The following is an 18,934-nucleotide window of genomic DNA, read 5'->3' as shown; positions in this document are numbered from 1 at the left end:
CGCGGCGGCCGAGGGAGCCGGGCGCCGGCGCGAGCTCACCCGCCTTCGAGCCGCGCCCTCAGCTTCTTGATCGCCTCGTCGATGGTGCGGTTCTTCGTGTAACAGGGCCTCACCGCCGTCTCGAGCACGACCAGCGTGCGCTGGTCGCCCTCGGAGACGGCGCGGTCGAGGAACTGCATCTTCTCGCCGCAGGTGGCGTCGCGCAGCTCGAAGGAGATCCGGACGGCCGGCGTCCCGCGGGCCGCGACCTCCGGATCGCGGAGCAGCTTCGCCGCGCGCGTGGCCGGGGTGGAGCGGCCCCGGGTCTCCACGATCTCGTAGAGCACGTCGAGGCCGGCGGTCCCGAACCGGCGCGCGAGCGCATCGAAGACTTGGTCGGCGAGCTCCTCGCCCGTCTTCGAGATGGCGATGGCGAGGTTGCGCGCCGCGATCGCGATCGGGCGCTCGCGGAGCGCGCTCGGGTCGCGCTCGGCGAGCAGGTTGAGCGCCTCGGCGGCCTTCACCCATCGGCGCGCCCGGGCGGCGTCGGTGAGCGCCTTCCGGGTCGCCTCGTCGGGCGGTGGCTCGGCCGGCGCCTCGGGCGCCGCGGGCGATGCCTGCGCGGCGTCCTCGGGCGCCGCGGCGGTGGGCCCGGAGGGCTCCGGGGTGGCGGCCGCGTCGGCCGGGGCGGGCTCGCTCGTGGCGAGCGCGCTGGCGGCCGGCGCCGCCTGGCCGAGCTGGGGCTCCGGCTCGGGCGGGGCGCGCCCGCTGCTGGCGAGCGCAGCGATGACGCCGACGGCGACGAGGGCGCCGCCGAGGTACGGGGCGAGCCGGCCCAGGCGGCCGCCGGCGCCTTCGTCGCGCCGTCGCGACGCGCGGGCCTCCTGGGCTGCGCGCTTGCGCCTGGCTTTTTCCTCGCGCTCCTTGGCGGCGCGCTCGGTTTCCTCGGCGAGCTTTCGCTTGGCCTCTTCCTCGCGCTCCCGGGCGACGCGCTCCGCCTCCGCGGCCTCCAGCTCTCGCAGCAGCGTGGGGGCGAAGGCGGGCCGCGAGCCGCTCATTCGTTCGGAGGTCGGCTCCGATGCGGGCGCGTCGTCCTCCGGGGGCGGAGACGCCGGCGGCTGCGATGCGGACGCCGTGGCGGGAGGCGGCTCGGTCACCGGCGGCTGCGAGCTCGCGGGCGAGACGGGCGTCTTCGCGGGCGCGGGGTCCTCTGCGGAGGGAGCCGGCGGCTTCGATGGCGCCGACTCCACCGCGGGCGACGACGGCGCCGGTTCTCCTGCGGGGGACGACGGCGGCTTCGACGGCGCCGGCTCCCCTGCGGGCGATGATGGCGGCTTCGATGACGCCGCCTCCGCCGCGGGCGACGACGGCGGCTTCGACGGCGCCGACTCCGCCGAGCGCGATGACGACGGCTTCGACGGCGCCGCCTCCGCAGCGGGCGACGACGGCGGCTTCGACGGCGCTGCCTCTGCCGCGGGCGATGACGGCGGCTTCGACGGCGCTGCCTCCGCTGCCGGCGACGACGGTGGCTTCGACGGCGCCGACTCCGCCGCGGGCGATGACGGCGGCTTCGACGGCGCCGCCTCCGCCGCGGGCGACGACGGCGGCTTCGACGGCGCAGGCTCTGCTCCAGGCGACGACGGCGGCTTCGACGACGCCCGCTCCCCCGCGGACGCCGACGGCGGCTTCGACGACGCCGGCCCTGCTGCGGGCGACGACGGCGGCTTCGACGACGCCCGCTCCACCGCGTGCGCTGGCAGCTCCGCCGTGCCCGGCTGCGACGGCTTCTCCGGCGAGGGCGCCGACCGGCCACGCTCCGACGGCTCGGGCGGCGTCGCCCCCATCGGTGGCCGCGTGGAGGCCGCTCCCTCCCGCTCCTCGTGCACCGGCTCTTCCAGCGACCGTACCGGCTCCGCTGGCGCCAGAGACGGCGCCTCTTCCGGCGGAGGCGTCGAGGCCAGCGGCGCCGGCTCCTGCGACGCGGTCTGCTCCCCCGATCGCGGCGAAGGCGCGCCCGCCCCGGAAGCAGCCTCTCGCGCGGCTTCTTCCCGCGAGAAGGCGACCTGCGCCATGAACGCCGCGCCGCCCACCGCGGTCGGGCGCGAGTCGCTCGACAGCGGCGCCGCCTCGGCCTCGGCAGGAGCATCGCCGGCGTCCTCCTGCCGCGAGAAGGCGACCTGCGCCATGAACGCCGCGCCGCCCACCGCGGTCGGGCGCGAGTCGCGCGTCAGCTCGGCGACGAGGGTCGGCGTGTTGCGCACCGGCGTCGGTCGCGAGTAGCTCTCGGCGTCCTCCTCGTCCTCGCCCTCCGGCCGCGCCGTCGCCTCCGCCTCAACGCCCGCGCGCGCCGGCTCCGGCGCGCTCGCGCCGCCGCCGGCCGGCTCGCCGGCTGCCCGCTGCGCGGCCGGCTCCAGCTCGTCCGCGACGTCCGTCAGCGAGACCAGGCACGAATCCCCGAGGAGGATCGCCGAAGAGCCGCCGGAGCCCGCCTCTGGCTCGCGCGGCGGCGCGGCGCTGGGCAGCGGCGGCGGCCGGTTGCTCGGCTCGCGCGGCGGCGCGGCGCTCGGCAGCGGCGGCGGCCGGTTGCTCGGCTCGCGCGGCGGCGCGGCGCTCGGCAGCGGCGGCCGGTTGCTCGGCACCCGCGCCCCCTCGCCGATCGCGGGCACCGACGTCATCTCGGCCCTCGACCCCATCTCCGCCCTGGGCTCGTCCATCACGATCCCCGACGCCGCGCACGCCGCGTCGAGCGCCGCGATCAGCTCCGCCGCGCCCTCGAAGCGGGCGCGCGGCTGCTTCTCGAGGAGGCGCCGCACGACCGCCTCGATGGCCGGCGGGACCGCGACGCCGGGCGCGTGCTCGGCGATCGCCGGGACGGGCGCGCTGCGCTGCTGGTTGAAGAGCTCGACCGGATCCTTGGCCAGGAACGGGTGCTTGCCGGCCAGCATCTCGTAGAAGATCAAGCCGAGGGCGTAGAGGTCCGCGCGCTCGTCGACGAAATCCATCCCGAGCGCCGACTCGGGGGCGAGGTAGGCGATCGTCCCGAAGATCACCCCGGCCGTGGTGAGCCGGACCGGGAGCGGCTCCCCCTCCATCCGCGTCGACTCCGGCGACGCGACGGAGCGGCGCAGCTGATCGACGCTCACCTTCGCGAGGCCGAAGTCGATGAGCTTCACGAGGTCGCCCTGCGGCTCGACGACCATCACGTTGCGCGGCTTCACGTCGCGGTGGACGATGCTCATCGCGTGGGTCGCCCCGAGGGCGGCCGCGATCTGCCGGGCGATCAGGGCGGCGCGCGCGACGGGCATCGGCCCCCGCCGGATGATCTCGTGGAGCGTCGTGCCGCGGACGTACTCCAGGACCAGGAAGAACGAGCCGTCCTCCGCCTCGCCGAAATCGGTCGCCGTCGCGACGTTCCGGTGCTGGATGTGGGCGCCGGCGATCGCCTCGCGCTCGAAGCGCTGCACGAGCTCGGGGAGCCGCTCGGTGTCCGGGTGCAGGATCTTGATCGCGACGCGCTTGTGCATGTGCACGTGCTCGCCGCGGTAGACCGCGCCCATGCCGCCCATCGCGATGACCTCGTCGATGCGGTAGCGCTTCGAGATCACCCGCCCGAGGTAGGACACCGCCCGCTGCTTCGCGGCCTCTTCGGGGGTCAGGGGCGTCTCGGGCGGGCGTTCCGACATCGTGGCGGCGCCACCCTAACCCGAGCGGCGCGGCATTGGTAGGTGGCCGACCCGCGGGGACCGACCCCCGGCGGGGCGGCGTTCGGCGCTCATCCCCCGCGATTCAGCCGCGCCCAGTAGGCGTCGACCGCGTCCGCTTGATCGGGGATCCGCGCGCATTCCGCGAGCTCGTCCAGATCGAGCCCGGGGAGCATCCCGCTCCGCTCGATCGGCTCGTACCCGCCCTCCCCCAGCCGGTGGACGGAGATGCGTCCCTCCTTCCAGATCCACACCTCGGGCACCCCGAGCCCCCGGTAGACGTCGAGCTTGTCGATGCCGCCGCTCGTGATGAACACCTCGATCGCGATGTCGGGCCGCTTCTCGTTCACCTTGCCGACGCAGTAACACTCGTCGGGCTCCAGGCCGCGCTGCCTCTCCTTGCGGCGGTACGTGGTCGAGCCGTAGCCGTAGAGCCGAGCCCGGCGCGCGAGCGCCCACAGCTCGACGAGGCGCCCGATGCGCTTCTTGACATCCTCGTGGTCCGCCGACGGGCTCATGAGCTCGAGCACCCCTTCGCAGTAGGTCATCCGCAGCCCCGGGTGATCGTCGAGCAGCTTGCGCAGCGCGACGTACTCGTCCCAGGAGACGTTGAACATCACGAACCGTTGCTCGCCCTGGCCGGACGGGGACGCCAAGGGCTCGGACAGGGGTGCCAAGGGCTCGGACAGCGGAGCGACGGCGACCATGGGCTGAGGATAGGCGGCCGCGGCGAGGCCGCAAGCGACGCTCCGCGGCGAGCCGCGGCGCACTTGCGCCGCTCGCGCGAAGGGCCGCGCGCCCTCGCCCCGGGGCGGGGGCCTCCGCTCCGGAGCCGGCCGGCCGCGCGGCCCCGGCCGCCCCGGATCTCTCCCGCGCCCGCCCCCGCCGTAGTATCTGCCCCCCATGCCCCCCCTCGATCTCGGCGTCCTCATCTCCGGCCGCGGCTCGAACCTCCAGGCGATCCTCGACGCCATCGCCGCCGGCCGCCTCGACGCCCGCGTGCGGCTCGTCCTCTCGAACCGGCCAGGCGCCGCGGGCCTCGCGCGCGCCGAGCGCGCCGGCATCCCGACGCGCGTCATCCCGCACCAGGGGTTCGCCGATCGCGACAGCTTCGACGCCGCCGTCGTCGCCGCCCTCCGCGAGGCGGGCGCCGCCTGGGTCGTCCTCGCCGGCTTCATGCGCCTGCTCACGCCGACCTTCCTCGACGCCTTCCCGCACCGGGTCGTCAACATCCACCCCTCGCTCCTGCCCTCCTTCCCCGGCGTGGACGCCCAGCAGCAGGCGCTCGATCACGGCGTGCGCATCACCGGCTGCACCGTCCACCTCGTCGACACCGGCACCGACACCGGCCCCATCCTCGCGCAGGCCGCCGTCCCCGTCCTCGACGGGGACGACCGCGACACCCTCGCCGCGCGCATCCTCGTCGAGGAGCACGCCCTGCTCGTCCGCGCCCTCTCGTGGATCGCCGAGGGGCGCCTCCGGGTCGCGCCGGCCGCCGCGCCGGGCGGGCGCGCGCGCGCGACGATCGCCGGCGTCGACACCGCGCTCGGGCTCGCCCAGGGCGGCCGCGCGCCCGAACAGGTCGGGGAAGGGGCGTGATCCACAAGCACTACGACGTCATCGTCCTCGGCCGCTCCATCGGCGCGCTCACCGCCGCGGCGCTCCTCGCGCGGCGCGACTTCACCGTCATGGTCGTCGGGCACGGCGAGCGCCCGCCCACCTACCGCCTCGACCAGCACGTCCTCCGCCGGCGCGCCTTCACCATGCTCGCCGAGCCCTCGCCCGCGTGGCGCCGCTTCCTCGTCGAGCTCGCCCAGTCGCAGACCTGGAAGCGCCGCATCGTCCCGGCCACGCCCATGCTGCAGGTCGTCGCGCCGCGCCGGCGCCTCGACGTGCCGCCCGACATGGTCCTCTTCGGCCGCGAGATCGACCGCGAGTTCCCCGAGCTCCGGCGCGTCGTCGACGAGCTCTACGCCGAGCTCGCCCACGTCAACGGCGCCGCCGACGACGCGTTCTCGCACGACGCCGTCTGGCCGCCGGGCACGTTCTGGGAGCGGCGCGAGACCGCGCGCTACGCCGCCATGCTCCCGTACGCGCGCGCCGAGCCCGACGCCGACCTGCTCGTCGAGTTCCCGCGCGGCCACCTGTTCCGCTCGATCGTCACGCAGTCCGTCCTCTTCGCCACGGATCTCTCGGCGCTCCCGCCCCCCTTCGCGGTGGCGCGCCTGCACGGGGCGTGGACGCGCGGGCTGATGATGCTCCCGCGCGGCGAGGAGGAGCTCGAGGAGTTCCTCGTCGAGCGCATCCTCGCCCACGGCGGCCGCTGCCTCCTCGACGAGCGCGCCGCGTCGGTCCACGTCCGCCGCGGCACCGCCGCGGGGGTCGTCCTCGACGGCGACGACCACCCGAACGGCAGCAGCTTCGTCATCACCGACATGGACGGCGAGACGCTCGCGAGCCTCTCGGGCGGCGAGGGCATCCACAAGCGCGCGCTGCGCGAGTGGCCCCGCATCACCTCCTCGGTCGGCCGCTTCGTCGTGTCGCTGATCGTGCGCCGCGAGGGCCTGCCCGAGCCGCTCGGCCCCGAGTCGCTCCTGCTCCCCTTCCCCTCCGTGCCCGCCGGCCGCTCGCTCGTCCCGCCGCCGCCGCGCGCGCCGGGCGACGCCTCCGGGCGGCCGAGCTCGCCGCGCGCCACGCGGCCGTCCGGGCCGGGGCGCCCCGTGATCCACCTCCAGCGCTGCGATCTCCCGCCGCCGTCGACCGACACGCTGCTCGTGGCGGAGATCCTGCTCCCCGACCGGAGCCCGCTGTCGCTGCTCGAGGCGCGCCAGGCGGTGCTCGACGCGCTCACGGCCGAGCTCCCCTTCCTCGAGCGTCACCTCGTGCTCGTCGACTCGGTGCACGACGGCCTGCCCGTGTGGCTCTACGACGGCCAGCGCCGCCGCCTGATCGAGCGCGCCGCCCTGAAGGGCGCGGCCCCGGGCGCGGAGCCGATGGTGCGCCAGCTCGAGGTCGACCCGCCCGGCTACCTCGGGCTCGCGGGCGAGCCGATCCGCGGTCCGATCGAGCGGACGCTGCTCGTCGGCCGGAGCGTGCTGCCCGGCCTCGGCCAGGAGGGCCAGCTGCTCGCCGCGTGGGGCGCGGCGCGCCTCGTGACCCGCACCGACCGGCGCAAGGAGCGGATGCGGCGTGACATGTGGAGCAAGGTGGAGATCGGGTAGTCCCGCTTCGCCCGGGCTGCCCCTGGTTTCATGAGATAAAAAACCACAGAGGCACAGAGGGCACAGAGGAGAGAGGGAGAGAGAGAGAAAAAAATCTCTCTTCTCTTCCCTCTGTGCCCTCTGTGCCTCTGTGGTTCCAATCTCTCCCCCTAGTGACTTCGTGTCTCAGGAGGAGCGGGGAAACACTTGAAAGAAGCCGTCCCGCTCGACCACGGAGAGCGGCACGTCGAACAGGCGCGACAGGTTCTCGTCGGTCAGCACCGCGCGCTTCGGGCCGTCGGCGAAGATGCGGCCTTTCCTCAGCAGGACGACCCGCTCGATCTCGGGCGGGATCTCCTGCACGTGGTGCGTCACCAGGATCAGCGTCTTCCCGCTCCGCACGAGGCGCCTGAGCAGGTCGACCAGCTCGAACGCGGCCTTCAGGTCGAGGCTGGTCGTCGGCTCGTCGAGCACGAGCGCCTCCGGGTCGTGCACGAGCGCGCGCCCGAGCAGGCAGCGCCGCTGCTCGCCGGCGGACATCTCCGCGATCGGCTTGTCCCCGAGGTGCGCCACGCCGAGCTCGCGGAGCACCGCCTCGGCGCGCCCGCGCTGCGCGCCGGTCGGCGGCTGGTGCTCGTGCAGCCCGGCGCTCGCGAAGAAGCCGGAGAGCGCCACGTCGACCCCCCGCACCTCCCGCGGATAGGCCATCTGCAGCTCGTACGACACGAGCCCCAACCTGCGCCGGAGCGCGAAGACCTCCCACCTTTCGCGACCGAGGATCCGCACGCCCGAGCCCTCGCGGTGGACCGGATAGATCTCGCGCGAGAGCAGCTTGAGCAGCGTCGACTTCCCGGCCCCGTTGGGCCCGAGGATCGCGGTGCTCTCCCCCTGCTCGATGCGCAGCGACAGCCCCTCGAAGACGCGCGTATCGCCGCGGTACACCTCGGCGTCCTCGATCTCGATGAGCGCGGGCGCGCTCATCGGTCCACTCCACGGTTCGCGTTCATGCCGCGCAGACTACTGGAGTGCTGAGCTGGATAAAAGGTGTACATTCTACCCAGCGACACCTCGCAATTCAAGCGCTTTTGACGGGCGGCACACGGATCTTACATGTCTCTTACACGTCTCTTACATGTCGGCGCATGTCATACACGCGCGATGTGATGCGGCGAGACCGAGCGTCGTCAGCTTGAATATTACTGGCAGGCTGCGTCTTTAAGCCCTCTTTCGTGGAATCTTCTGCTACCGGCGCGCGAGATGGCGCTTCACCCGGTGGGGCAGCGAACGTTCCTGGGTGCGCGCCGCGCCGAGCACCCGAGTCGCGATCCCCTGATGTGACCCTTTGCCACGATCGCATTCTCCTGTGTTTGCGAGAATTTTCCCCTGTTTTCCCGCGCTTCCCCCACGGTTTTTTCCGCGTTTTCCCCGCGCTTTTCCCAATGGAATCAGGGTTTTCGCGGTGGATCGTCCGTGCCCCGGATCAGCGATCCACTCGCGCGATCACTCACCATCTCTCGCGGACAGGCACCGTCGAAAATCTGCGCGTGAATTGGCGTTTGACGATCTCGAGAGATCGATGGCCCGGTCGTTGCAGTCACCCTGGCACCTTCAACAAGTGCCCCGCGCCAAGCCGATGCTGGCGCTCGGGAGTGAAAAAAATCCGACGCGGCGCCGAGCCGCTCGGCCACTTGGAGATTGACGCAATGACGAAGATCAAGGGTTCGCTTTTCGGTGCTGGGGCGGTCTCGTGCGTGCTCGCCGCGCTCGGCGGGTGCATCGTCGCCGCGGACGACGGCTCCAGCGTCTCGGAAGAGAACGAGATTTTCGCCGATGAGGTCGCAGCAGCCGCGGCGGCGTCGCAGATGCGCTTCGGCGTTGCTCCCCAGTGGAGCCAGAACTGGTCGGCGGGCTCGTCCGGGCCGGCCAACGTCGACGTGGTCGCCGTGGGCGACTGGCTGCAGTCGAACGGCTTCACTTCCACACATAAGAGCAAGCTTCAGCAGATCGTCAACCAGGCGAAGACCCCCTACTTCTTCGGCTACATCGCCACGGACATGACGAAGAAGGGCCTCGGGTCCGACCGCGACTGCGACGGCGACGCCGGGGCGCCGCTGTGCCAGCGGGGCGCGGCGTACGTGCGCAGCAACATCGGCAAGATGGTGGAGGCTTACAAGCAGGCGGCGCAGTCGATCAACGCGTCCTTCGGCGGGCGGTCGGTCGAGGCGCTCATCCACATCGAGCCGGACTGGTACCAGTTCTCGCAGACGGCGCAGCAGAACGCGCTCACCGAGACGGAGTCCGACAGCTTCATGAACCAGATCCTCGGCGCCATCCGCTCCGGCTGCCCGTCGTGCAAGGTGGTCATCGACTTCAGCCCGTGGTTCAGCCCGGGGGCCACCAAGTGGGCCTCGTCGGTCGGCGACTTCTACGACGGCTGGGACCGCAGCGTGGTCAAATACGTCGGCCTCACGGGCAAGCAGTTCCCGTTCACCGAGGGCAAGATCGACAACTTCACCTACCGCGAGATCACGGCCGCGCTCGCCCTGCCGCTCGTCATCGTCGACGCATACACGTTCGGCGGCGGCCCGATCAACATCGACACCACCTGGCTGAACGCGAACAACGTCGCCAAGGCGGTCGACATGGGCGTCGCCATCGTCATGCTCTCGCAGACCGGCGACGTCGCCGCCTACGACCGCTTCATCGCCAGCGTGAAGGGCGGCAGCTCCAGCAGCAGCAGTTCCAGCAGCAGCAGCTCCAGCAGCAGCAGCTCCAGCAGCAGCTCGACGACCACGAGCAGCAGCAGCGGCGGCGGCGGCTCCGGCGGCAGCGGCGGCTCTGGCGGCTCCGGCGGCTCCGGCGGCAGCGGCGGCTCCGGCGGCTCCGGCGGCAGCGGCGGCTCCGGCGGCGGCACCGGGACCGGCGTGCGCGTGGAGGGCGGCAATGTCGAGGTCAGCATCAAGACGTCCACGTCGTGGTCCAGCGGGTACTGCAAGGACGTCACGCTGACGAACAAGGACACCCGCGAGGTCACGTGGACGCTCTATGTGCCCAGGGAGGGCACCATCTACAACAGCTGGAACGTCAAGGCCGACGCGACGAGCACCAACTTCGTGTTCTCTGGGACGTGGAACGCCAAGCTCTCGGCCGGCGCGGGCACCAGCTTCGGATATTGCGCGAACCGCTGACGGACGGATCGAGGGCGCCGCGCGGCCGCGGAGGCGAAGAGCGCCTCACGGCCGCGCGGCGCGCCAGCCCGAAGAACGGCGGATCGACACGGGGAGCCTGAGGCCCCGCCGGACTCCCCGCTTCTCCCGCTCTCCCGCGCCCCGCGCCTTTTGGTATCCTGGGCGCACCGTGCCACCCGCCCCGCAGCGCTGCCTCCTCGCCGGCGACGGCCCGAGCCGCACCACCCGCGCCGCCGCGCCGCGCGCGCGTCGTCCGGACCGGAGCGCCGCATGCCGCTGAAGCTCCGGGTCACCTGGCGCAACGCGGGCAGCCCGCTCTTGCCGGACGCGCTCTCCGAGGTGCAGGCGACGGCCGACGGCGCGCCGCTGCCGCTCGCCCGCGCGGGCCCCGGGCTGCGCGAGTTCGACGTCCCCGCGGGCGCGGCGCGCGTCGCGCTCAGGGCGCGCTTCTCCGCGGCCTTCGGCGCCTTCGAGGACGTCCCGGCCCTCCAGGAAGAGGTCCTGTCGGTCGAGCAGGCCTTCGACGTCGCCAGGTCCGGGACGGCGCTCGGCCCCGCCCCGGACCCGGCGCTCGGGCAGGCGCACCCGCTCGTCGACGTGACGTCGACGCCGGGCCTCGCGCTCGCGCAGATCAGGACCGATTTCGTCGACATCACCCCGTTCTGGATGGCCTATGCGCGGTACTCGGACGAGTACCAGCGCGAGCACCGGCCAGGCACGGAGCTCGTGGCCCTCGGCGCCACCGCGGGAGAGCCGAAGATCTGGTTCGCGAGCATCCCGGAGGCCTGCAAGGCGCCGCCGGACGCCGGGGTCTCGGCCCTCGTGTTCTACCGGCCGGAAGGGTACGCGTATACCCGGGTCGACCAGCGCCACGAGATGTTCGGTCTGAATCGGTACCTGCTCAGCCCCGACCCGGATCCGAGCGCCTCGTACTGGGCGCGCGACGTGTTCGAGCGCGATCCGCGCGACCAGTCCCGCTGGGTGTATCTCCGCTGCGGCTTCGAGGAGGCGCTGGCCGCGAGCGGCAGGGCGGTGGTCATGCTGCACCCGTGGCCGAGCGGCACGAGCTTCGGCGCCGCGACGACCGCGGGCCTGCCTGGCGTTGCCGAGGCGGCGCTCCGCTTCCTCGGGGGCGCGCGCAGGATCGGGCTCGGGCCGGGCGGGGCGCGGCTCGGGAAGCTCGGGCTCGCGGGCTTCAGCGCGGGCGGGCTGCCGCTGTGGCAGGCGCTGGCCGCCAACCTGGGGCGGGTGAGCGAGGTGTTCGCCTTCGACGCCCGCGGCATCGCCAAGAGCGAGGCCACGATCCTCCGCTGGTACAGCGGCGACGCCTCGCGCCGGCTGCGGATGACCGGCGGGCACCAGCTCGACGCGAACGCGGCGATCCAGCGGAGGCTCGCGGGCAACGCGGACGGGGCCCGCGTCTCGTGCTTGCCGGCCGACAAGAGCGGGTATCTCCCCGGGGTCAACCCGCGCTGGGATCACGTGTGCTCCTCGCTCGACGACGACGAGAAGGACGTTTATCTGAACGCCGACTGGGTATGGCACCAGTTCGCGATGTTCGGCGGCGTCCCGGAGGCCGGGGGGACGAGCGTCGTCACGTTCCTTCAGCGCTTCCTCGAGGCGTCGGACCTCTGAGCCGGAGGGTTCCGGAGGGGTGGGGCTAGGGCGTTTTTGGCTGGGATTGATGCATCGTCCTCCGTCTCTCGTCCCCGTCTTTCGTCTCCGTCTCTCGTCCCCGTCTTTCGTCTTCGCTCTTCGTGCGCGTGCGCGTGCGCGTGCGCGCTGATTCCGGTGAATCGCGCACGCGCACGCGCACGCGCACGAAGACGGGAGACGGGAGACGGGGGACGGGGGACGGGAGACGGGGGACGGGGGACGGGAGACGGGAGACGGGAGACGGGGGACGGGGGACGGGGGACGGGACGTTGAATCCTCCCTCACGCCCGCGCGACGATCCTCGAGAGCGCGCGCATGTCCGCGTCATCGCCGAGCCGCGAGAGCGCGGCGCGCGCCCTCGCCAGCGCGGGCTCGACGTAGCGCAGGTAGCTCGGCTCGGCGCCGATGCGGTCGAGGAAGACGAAGCGGCCGGCGTCCTTGAGCTTGCGCTGGACCGTGACCAGCTCGAACTCCCGGCCGAGCGCCTCGCGCGCCGCCCGATCGAGCGAGGCGGCGGCCGCATAGTCGTCGAGGCGGGCCTCGACGAACCGTCGATCGAGGTCCTGGAAGCTGTCGTTGAGGAGCGTCACCAGGTCGTAGACGCGCGGGCCGAGGAGGGCGTCCTGGAAGTCGAGCCACGCGAGCTCGAGGCCCCCGGAAGGCACGTCCACGACCATGAGGTTGCGGCTCTGGAAGTCGCGGTGGACGAAGCCGCGCGGCCACGCGGCGATGCGCCGGGCGAGCCGATCCGCCAGCGCGTCGAACTCGACCCGCGCGGCGTCGTCGAGCCGGAGCCCGCGCGCGTCGAGCGCCCACGCGCGGAAATGGTCGAGCTCCCAGCGCAGCAGCGTCGCGTCGAGCGCGCAGGCGTCGACGACCGAGCCGCGCGGGAGCGCCGCGAGCGCCCGCTGCGCCCGCGCCAGATCGCGCACCGCCAGCGCGTAAACCTCGTCGCGACGCGCGGGCTCGCCCTCGACGAAGGCCGCGAGCGTCCGGTCCCCGAGGTCCTCCAGGAGGAGCAGGCCGTGCTCGCAGTCCTCCGCGAGCAGCGCCGGGACCCGGACGCCGCGCTCGCGCAGCAGCGCGTGCACCTCCAGGAACGGCCACCGCGGGGGAGCCGCGCCGGCCGCGGTGCCATCGCCGTCCGCGCCCGGCGCGAACATCGCGACCGCCGTGCCGGCCGGCGTGACGACGCGCAGGTAGCGCCGGCACGACACGCCGCCGCGCAGGGGCGAAAGCGACGACGGAACATGGCCCGTGACCCGCTGGACGAGCCGGTGCAGGGCGTCGGGGTCGAGCTCGCGCACGCCCCTTCGTACGCCGGCAGGCCCTGCGGGCGCCAGCCTTCCCCGCGCGATCGCCTCCCGGCGCGGCGGCGCGGCCGCCCGCATGCCGGCGCGGCGGCGTCACCGCCCGCGCGCCTCAGCAGGCGCCGGCGCAGCCGTCGGCGCTCTGGAACCAGAGGCCGCCCGAATCCTCGCACTCGCTGCGGTCATACCTGCCCGAGCAGCAGCGGTCCTTGCTCTCGCACACCTTCGCGACGCTCTCGCCGCTCCGGAAGCAGCATTTCCGGCTCTCGGGCGGCTCGGGCGCGGCGGCCGGATCCTGGGGCGCGGCCGGGTCTCCGGGCGCGGTCGCCTTCTCGATGACCACCGGGACTGCGGGCGCGACGAGCGTGGCCACCGTGTCGCAGCCGAACGAGCCAATCATGACGAGGACGGCGAGCGCCGCCAGCGCGCGAGCGGTTCCAGCCAGCTTCATGATCGCAGTGGGTCGCATGGGCGCAGGGCGGCCGCAAGTTTCTGCGCTCCGCCGCCCCGCGCAGCGGCCGATGCAGCGCTCTCCCCCAGTCATTCTTATGGCGACACCGCCCCTCCCGACGCCGCCATCGACCCTCCCGACGCCACCATCGCCCCTCCCGACGCCGCCATCGACCCTCCCGACGCCGCCATCGACCCTCGCGGCGCACCGGCCGGCCCTCGCGGCGCCCTACAGCAGGGCCGCCGCGCGCGCACCGCCGGCAGATCGGCTCGTCGCGGCGCGCGTTCGGCCGGGGGCGCGACGGCGGCTGTGCTATACACCCGTGGAATGGCGAACAGTGCGACGGCGCCGGAGAGGGTCACGCCGCTGAACGGAGCAGCAGCGACCTCGGTAGCCTGGCGTAGCCGGGGCGAGCTCCGCATCACCGTGATCGTCAAGGCCACCTTCGCCTTCGCGGCGGACGCGGAGATGCCGAGGGTCGAGCCGCAGAAGATCCTCCACGGAGAGGTCCATCACGGCAACAATCCGGGCCGGAGCGTCAAGCTCACGAGCGATCTGGCGCCGCACCTCGACCAGGCCGACGTGCTCTTCACCGGCCACGCCCACGCGCCGCCGCCGGGCGCGCCCGTGCACTCCCTGCCTGTGCGACTCACGATCTCCGACGAGGGCGAGGTCCTCCTCGACAAGCAGCTCCTCGTCCAGGACAGGGCCGGGTTCCAGCGGATGCCGATCGTGTACGAGCGGGCGCTCCGCGGGGAGAGCGATCAGGAGAACTTCCTCGGCGTGCAGGCGACGGGCGACCCGTCCGATCCCGAGGCGAACATCCTCGATCCGCTCCATCCGGCGCGCGCGGCCGGCTTCGGCCCGATCGCGCGCGCCTGGCCGGCGCGCAGGCGGCTGCTCGGCGCCACCCCGCGCAAGGCGCTCGACGCCCCCATCGCCGAGATCCCCGACGCCTTCGCGTGGGCGTATTACCAGGCCGCGCCCCCCGATCAGCGGACGCGCTACCTCCGCGGCGGCGAGTGGATCGAGCTGGAGGGGCTGCACCCCACGCTGCCGCGCCTCCGGATGCGGCTGCCCGAGGCGCGCGGCCGCGCGCGCATCCACGGCCTCTCGGCCTTCGGCGTGAGCGAGGGCCAGCCGCTCGATCTGCACGCGGACACGCTGCGCATCGACGGCGACGAGCAGCGGTGCACCCTCGTCTTCCGCGGCAGCTTCGCCGTCCCCGACGAGGCCGCGCTCGCGGCGGCCGCCATCGTGGCGGGGGTCGAGCTCCCCGGAGCGCCGCTCGAGTGGCCCGAGCGGCCCGCCGAGGCGGGCGCCGCGGGCCCCGACCTCGCCCGGGCGGCCGGCGCGGTCGGCGCGGTCGGCGCGGCCGGCGCGGCCGGCCGCGCGCTCGGCCTGGATGACGGCGGCCTCGGCGCGACCCAGGCCGATCCGGCCGCCGGGTCGCGCACGATGAGCCTCGCGGAAGACGGCGTGGCGGCCTTCGTCCAGGCGGCGACGCCGTTCCGCGACGGGCCCGGCGACATCGCCGGGCACGCCGCGGGCGCGGGGGCGCCGGCGCCCCGGCTCGACACCGGGACCCTCTCGCTCTCCTCGGCGGAAGACGCCCCTGCGGGGTCTCCCCTCACGACGCTGGCCTTGCTGTCCGAGGCCGACGACGCGGCGGACGCGCCGGCGCTCCCGTTCCAGCCGGCGCCCCCGGGCGCCGGGCTGCCTCCGTCGATGCTCGCCCGGGAGCCGGTCGCGGCCGACGAGCGCATGGGCTCGGGCACGCTCGCGCTCTCGTTCGAGGACGACTGGGAGCCGCGCGCCGACGCGCCCGGCGGCGCCGCCCCCGCGGCGCCGCCGCTCGATCCGGAGCCCGCGGGCGCGGCGGAGCCCTCGCTCGCGCAGTTCCCGGAGCCGTCGTCCCCGGAGCTCCTGCCTGCGGAGCCGCTGCCGCCTCCGGCGCCCGCGCTTCCGGAGCCGTCGCCGCCGCCGCAGCCGGTGATCAGCGCCTCGCCCGCGCGGTCGTTCGAGCCGGACGAGCCGCCGGCGGCCCCGCCGCCCCGGCGGCCGCCGCCCCCGCCGCCGGAGCGCCCGTCGCTGCCGACCCCGTCACCCGCCTTGAGGAGGAGCCTTTACGAACGGTTCGAGCGCAAACGATAGCCCAGAAGGCCCGCCTCGACGGGCGCGCCGGCGGACGGCGCACCGAGGCGGGAGATCCTCTCCCACAGCACCATGGATGGAGCTGCGACGATGACCACCCAGCACGAATCCGTAGACATTCGCATCGAGCTCGCCGGCTTCTCGTCCGACGTCCTCCAGCTCAACAGCCTCTCGGGGCGCGAGGCGATCTCGCAGCTGTTCGCGTTCGACGTCGAGGTCGCGTGCCCGAACGAGGCGGCGGTCGACGGCCAGGCCTTCGCGGGCGAGAGCGTCGCGCTCGTCTTCGAGCGGGACGGCGTCGAGCTGCGGCGCATCCACGGGATGGTCGCCGAGGTGCACGATCGCCTCGCGACGCTGCTCGACCACCGGGCGTACCGGCTGCGCATCGTCCCGCGCGCGCACCGGCTCACGCTCGTCGAGACCACCGAGATCACGATGAACAAGGCGGTGCCGGAGATCATCAAGCAGAAGCTCGAGCTCGTGGGCCTGAGCGGGAGCGACGTGGACTTCCGGCTGATGGGCACCTATCCGCAGCGGGAGTTCAGCGTGCAGTACCAGGAGACCGATTTCGCGTTCATCAGCCGCCTGGCCGAGCACGTCGGGATCAGCTTCTTCTTCGAGCACCAGGACGGTCAGGACACGATGGTCTTCACCGACGACGCCAGCGGGTTCAAGCCCGCGGCCGGGGCCGCCGCGTCCGTCCAGTTCCGCGAGCGCGGGGAGACCCGGGACGTCTTCGAGATCTCGGCGACATCGCGGCTCGTGCCGAGCGTGTTCGTGGCCCGCGACTACAACTACCGGCAACCGATGCTCGATCTGACGTCGGAGCACGTCCTGCCCGCCGGGTACGCGGGGGGCGTGATCGAGTTCGGCGGGCACTACAAGACGCCGGCGGAGGGGAAGGTGCTGGCGCAGATCCGGGCCGAGGAGCGGCAGGCGACGCAGCTCGTCTACACGGGCAGGAGCGCCGTGTGCGGGATCGGCGCGGGCGCGCGGTCCACGCTGGAAGGGCACCCGAACCTCGAGGGGCTCGAGCTGCTCTTCGTCGAGGTGGAGCACCAGGCGACGCAGCCGGCGGGCGGCTGGGGCGGGGGCGAGGCGCCCCAGCGCTACGTGAACACCTTCCGGGCGATCCCGAGCAAGAACACGTATCGGCCGCCGCGCGTCACGCCAGTCCCCCGGATCAGCGGCGTGGTCACGGGGATCGTCGACGCGGGGCCGGGCGGCGGGGGCAACGACGCGCAGATCGACGATCAGGGCAGGTACATGGTCCGGTTCCTGTTCGACACGGGGGCGGCCGGCGGCCTGACGTCGAGGCCGGTGCGCATGCTCCAGAACCACGCCGGCGCGAACTACGGCACGCATTTCCCGCTCAAGCCGGGGACCGAGGTGCTCATCGCCTTCGTGAACGGCGATCCCGATCGTCCGGTGATCGTGGGCGCCGCGCCCAACCCGCTGACGCCCTCTCCGGTGAACAGCGCCAACCGGTCGACCCACCGGATCAAGACGCAGGGGGGCATCGTCTTCGATCTCGTGGACGAGTGAGCCGCGCGCGGCGCCCGGGCGAGGCGCGCGGCTGCGCGGGCCCGGGCCAGGCGCGCGGCTGCGCGGGCCCGGGCCAGGCGCGCGGCTGCGCGGGCCCGGGCCAGGCGCGCGCTTGCGCGGGCCCGGGGCGCCGCGGCCGCGCGCGGGCGGCGCTCAGGGGGACGACGTCTTGCCGGGCGCCGGGTGGCTCGGCGCGAGCGAGGCGGCCTGGGCGCGGGTCATGGTCCGGATGGCGTAGTTGAGCGCGGCGCGCAGGTTGCGTTGCGTGTTGAGCTGGGTGAGGTCGAGGCCGAGGGCGACCATGGTCTGGGCGACGGTCGGCTTGATGCCGGCGACGATGCCGTCGGCGCCGAGGAGCCGGATCGCGGTGACGAGCTCGACGAGGTGGGAGGCGACCTTGGTGTCGACGACCTCGACGCCGGTGAGGTCGAGGATGGCGAAGCTCGCCCGCTTCTCGACGATCTGCTGGAGCAGGCTGTCCATGACCTCGGCGGTGCGCATGCTGTCGACGGTGCCGACCATGGGCAGCGTGAGCACGCCGTCCCAGACCTCGATGATCGGCGTGGAGAGATCGCGAATCACCTTCTGCTGCGCGGCGATCCGGTCGAGCTGAATGCGCAGCTCGTTCTCGACGAGCTTGGACTCGGAGATATCGATGGCCAGGCCGATCGCGCCGGCGCGCCCGCCGGACGGCTCGCCGAACGGGATGAGCCAGTTGTTCCAGTCGACGCCGCCGGCCTCGCTGCGGAAGCGGCACACCTCGCCTTCGAGGAGCCGCCGCCCCGTTTCGGCGCTTCCGGGGTCGTCGGCGTAGAGCTCGGCCATGTTGACCCCGACGAGCTGCCCCGGCTTCATCCCGAGCTTGGCGACCGCTTTGCCCTGATGATAGATGCACACCCCGTCGGGGCGGGTCACATAGATCGCGAGGGGGTCCATGTGCTCGGCGATGGCGTCCAGGATGCTCGCCTTGAGCCGGAGCGCGCTCAGCTCCTCCTCGGTCTCCGCGGGCGCGGCGGCGGGCGCGGGGCGGAGCGAGCCGAGGACGGCGCCTGGGTCGGACGACGACCGGCTGGCGTTGCACGAGAGCGGCCGGTAGGCGCCGCCGCCGTCGCGCAGGCGCACGTCGAACGAGACCGGCTCGCCGCGCTGGAGGAGCGCCGACCACGCCGCCGCGAGCGCCGCGCGATCGTCCGGGTGCGCGAGATCCGCGAGGAGCGCGCCGCCCTCGACCCCGGGGCCCAGCGCCTCGCGCAGCCCACCGCTGCCGTGGAGCAGCGCCCCGTCGGCCGAGGCGATGAAGAGCAGATCGGGAGAACGGGCGAAGAGCTCGCCGAGCAACGCGCTGGGGGCAGATTCCATCAGGCTCACATCTCCTCGAGGGCAAGAAGCTAAATTATACCGTGGACGAAGCGCGCGGGGGAAGGGCTTCCCGGGTCGGCGCGATGCGATTGAGATGAGAATGCGCGCGGCATCAGCGTGCCGGCTTACGCAAGGCGACAGCGGGCCAGCTCAGCGGCGCGTTACGAGGAGAGCGGCGGAGCCTCGACTTGCGTCGACAGGTGCGGCGCAGAGGCGGTGAGGGGTGCGGCGCGGCGGATTTGCCGGTCACGTCACGACACGCTCGTGACCTCGAGGCGCAGCTCGCCGCCGTCGAGCGGCGAGCGGCCGCAGGCCCACACCATGCCGGCGACCGTATCCCGCACCTTGTACGCGACCTCTCGGGCGAGCTCTCCGCTCCATACGCGTCCTT

Annotated in this window: 12 protein-coding genes; 6 read left to right on the top strand and 6 right to left on the bottom strand. The window is 73.5% G+C overall.

Annotation, left to right across the window (positions count from 1 at the left end; all coding sequences use genetic code 11):
- Positions 1-35: 35 nt before the first annotated feature.
- Together WME83_RS49015 and WME83_RS49010 are read right to left on the bottom strand one after the other, a co-directional pair.
- A complete protein-coding gene (locus tag WME83_RS49015; RefSeq protein WP_437316596.1) occupies positions 36-3,662 on the bottom strand; it encodes a protein kinase domain-containing protein in 3,627 nt (1,208 codons plus the stop codon).
- A gap of 89 nt (positions 3,663-3,751) precedes the next feature.
- On the bottom strand, positions 3,752-4,297 hold the full coding sequence (locus WME83_RS49010) for a Uma2 family endonuclease (protein WP_437322133.1): 546 nt from the start codon (positions 4,295-4,297) through the stop codon (positions 3,752-3,754).
- Positions 4,298-4,583: 286 nt separating this feature from the next.
- Between WME83_RS49010 and purN the strand changes: the two genes are divergently transcribed.
- Both purN and WME83_RS49000 read left to right on the top strand, forming a co-directional pair.
- Complete coding sequence (gene purN, locus WME83_RS49005) at positions 4,584-5,279, top strand: phosphoribosylglycinamide formyltransferase (RefSeq protein WP_437316595.1); 696 nt, start codon at positions 4,584-4,586, stop codon at positions 5,277-5,279.
- A complete protein-coding gene (locus WME83_RS49000; protein ID WP_437316594.1) occupies positions 5,276-6,901 on the top strand; it encodes an NAD(P)-binding protein in 1,626 nt (541 codons plus the stop codon). Before purN ends, WME83_RS49000 begins: the two co-directional genes overlap by 4 nt.
- Before the next feature lie 165 nt (positions 6,902-7,066).
- On the opposite strand, the gene WME83_RS48995 is transcribed toward WME83_RS49000, so the two are convergent.
- Positions 7,067-7,861 (bottom strand): ABC transporter ATP-binding protein, encoded by a 795-nt coding sequence (locus WME83_RS48995; protein ID WP_437316593.1) that lies wholly within the window; start codon positions 7,859-7,861, stop codon positions 7,067-7,069.
- 722 nt (positions 7,862-8,583) lie between these two features.
- Between WME83_RS48995 and WME83_RS48990 the strand changes: the two genes are divergently transcribed.
- Entirely contained in the window at positions 8,584-10,068 is a 1,485-nt protein-coding gene (locus WME83_RS48990; protein ID WP_437316592.1) for a hypothetical protein, read from the top strand.
- 270 nt (positions 10,069-10,338) lie between these two features.
- Entirely contained in the window at positions 10,339-11,703 is a 1,365-nt protein-coding gene (locus WME83_RS48985; protein WP_437316591.1) for a hypothetical protein, read from the top strand.
- A gap of 302 nt (positions 11,704-12,005) precedes the next feature.
- On the opposite strand, the gene WME83_RS48980 is transcribed toward WME83_RS48985, so the two are convergent.
- Both WME83_RS48980 and WME83_RS48975 read right to left on the bottom strand, forming a co-directional pair.
- Positions 12,006-13,031, bottom strand: a complete 1,026-nt coding sequence (locus WME83_RS48980) for a phosphotransferase (protein ID WP_437316590.1) — start codon at positions 13,029-13,031, stop codon at positions 12,006-12,008.
- Positions 13,032-13,146: 115 nt separating this feature from the next.
- Positions 13,147-13,485 carry a hypothetical protein gene (locus WME83_RS48975; protein ID WP_437316589.1) on the bottom strand — a complete coding sequence of 113 codons (339 nt, stop codon included), beginning with the start codon at positions 13,483-13,485 and terminating at the stop codon, positions 13,147-13,149.
- A 327-nt stretch (positions 13,486-13,812) separates the two neighbouring features.
- On the opposite strand from WME83_RS48975, the gene WME83_RS48970 reads away from it, so the two are divergent.
- A complete protein-coding gene (locus WME83_RS48970) occupies positions 13,813-15,639 on the top strand; it encodes a DUF2169 family type VI secretion system accessory protein (RefSeq protein ID WP_437316588.1) in 1,827 nt (608 codons plus the stop codon).
- 90 nt (positions 15,640-15,729) lie between these two features.
- Entirely contained in the window at positions 15,730-17,184 is a 1,455-nt protein-coding gene (locus tag WME83_RS48965) for a type VI secretion system Vgr family protein (RefSeq protein ID WP_437316587.1), read from the top strand.
- 153 nt (positions 17,185-17,337) lie between these two features.
- On the opposite strand, the gene WME83_RS48960 is transcribed toward WME83_RS48965, so the two are convergent.
- Positions 17,338-18,543, bottom strand: coding sequence for an STAS domain-containing protein (locus tag WME83_RS48960; protein ID WP_437316586.1), 1,206 nt, complete (start codon positions 18,541-18,543; stop codon positions 17,338-17,340).
- Between the last annotated feature and the right edge of the window lie 391 nt (positions 18,544-18,934).

It is taken from the genome of Sorangium sp. So ce385 (assembly GCF_051474135.1).
Taxonomy (GTDB): Bacteria; Myxococcota_A; Polyangia; order Polyangiales; family Polyangiaceae; genus Sorangium; species Sorangium cellulosum_D.
This window is presented reverse-complemented; position numbering and strand designations above follow the sequence as displayed.

Coding starts and splice junctions, on each gene's coding strand:
- WME83_RS49015 (WP_437316596.1), bottom strand. CDS start 3,662: ATGTCGGAACGCCCGCCCGAGACGCCCCTGACCCCCGAAGAGGCCGCG.
- WME83_RS48985 (WP_437316591.1), top strand. CDS start 10,339: ATGCCGCTGAAGCTCCGGGTCACCTGGCGCAACGCGGGCAGCCCGCTC.
- WME83_RS48975 (WP_437316589.1), bottom strand. CDS start 13,485: ATGAAGCTGGCTGGAACCGCTCGCGCGCTGGCGGCGCTCGCCGTCCTC.
- WME83_RS48970 (WP_437316588.1), top strand. CDS start 13,813: ATGGCGAACAGTGCGACGGCGCCGGAGAGGGTCACGCCGCTGAACGGA.
- WME83_RS48995 (WP_437316593.1), bottom strand. CDS start 7,861: ATGAGCGCGCCCGCGCTCATCGAGATCGAGGACGCCGAGGTGTACCGC.
- WME83_RS48990 (WP_437316592.1), top strand. CDS start 8,584: ATGACGAAGATCAAGGGTTCGCTTTTCGGTGCTGGGGCGGTCTCGTGC.
- purN (WP_437316595.1), top strand. CDS start 4,584: ATGCCCCCCCTCGATCTCGGCGTCCTCATCTCCGGCCGCGGCTCGAAC.
- WME83_RS49010 (WP_437322133.1), bottom strand. CDS start 4,297: ATGTTCAACGTCTCCTGGGACGAGTACGTCGCGCTGCGCAAGCTGCTC.
- WME83_RS48965 (WP_437316587.1), top strand. CDS start 15,730: ATGACCACCCAGCACGAATCCGTAGACATTCGCATCGAGCTCGCCGGC.
- WME83_RS48960 (WP_437316586.1), bottom strand. CDS start 18,543: ATGGAATCTGCCCCCAGCGCGTTGCTCGGCGAGCTCTTCGCCCGTTCT.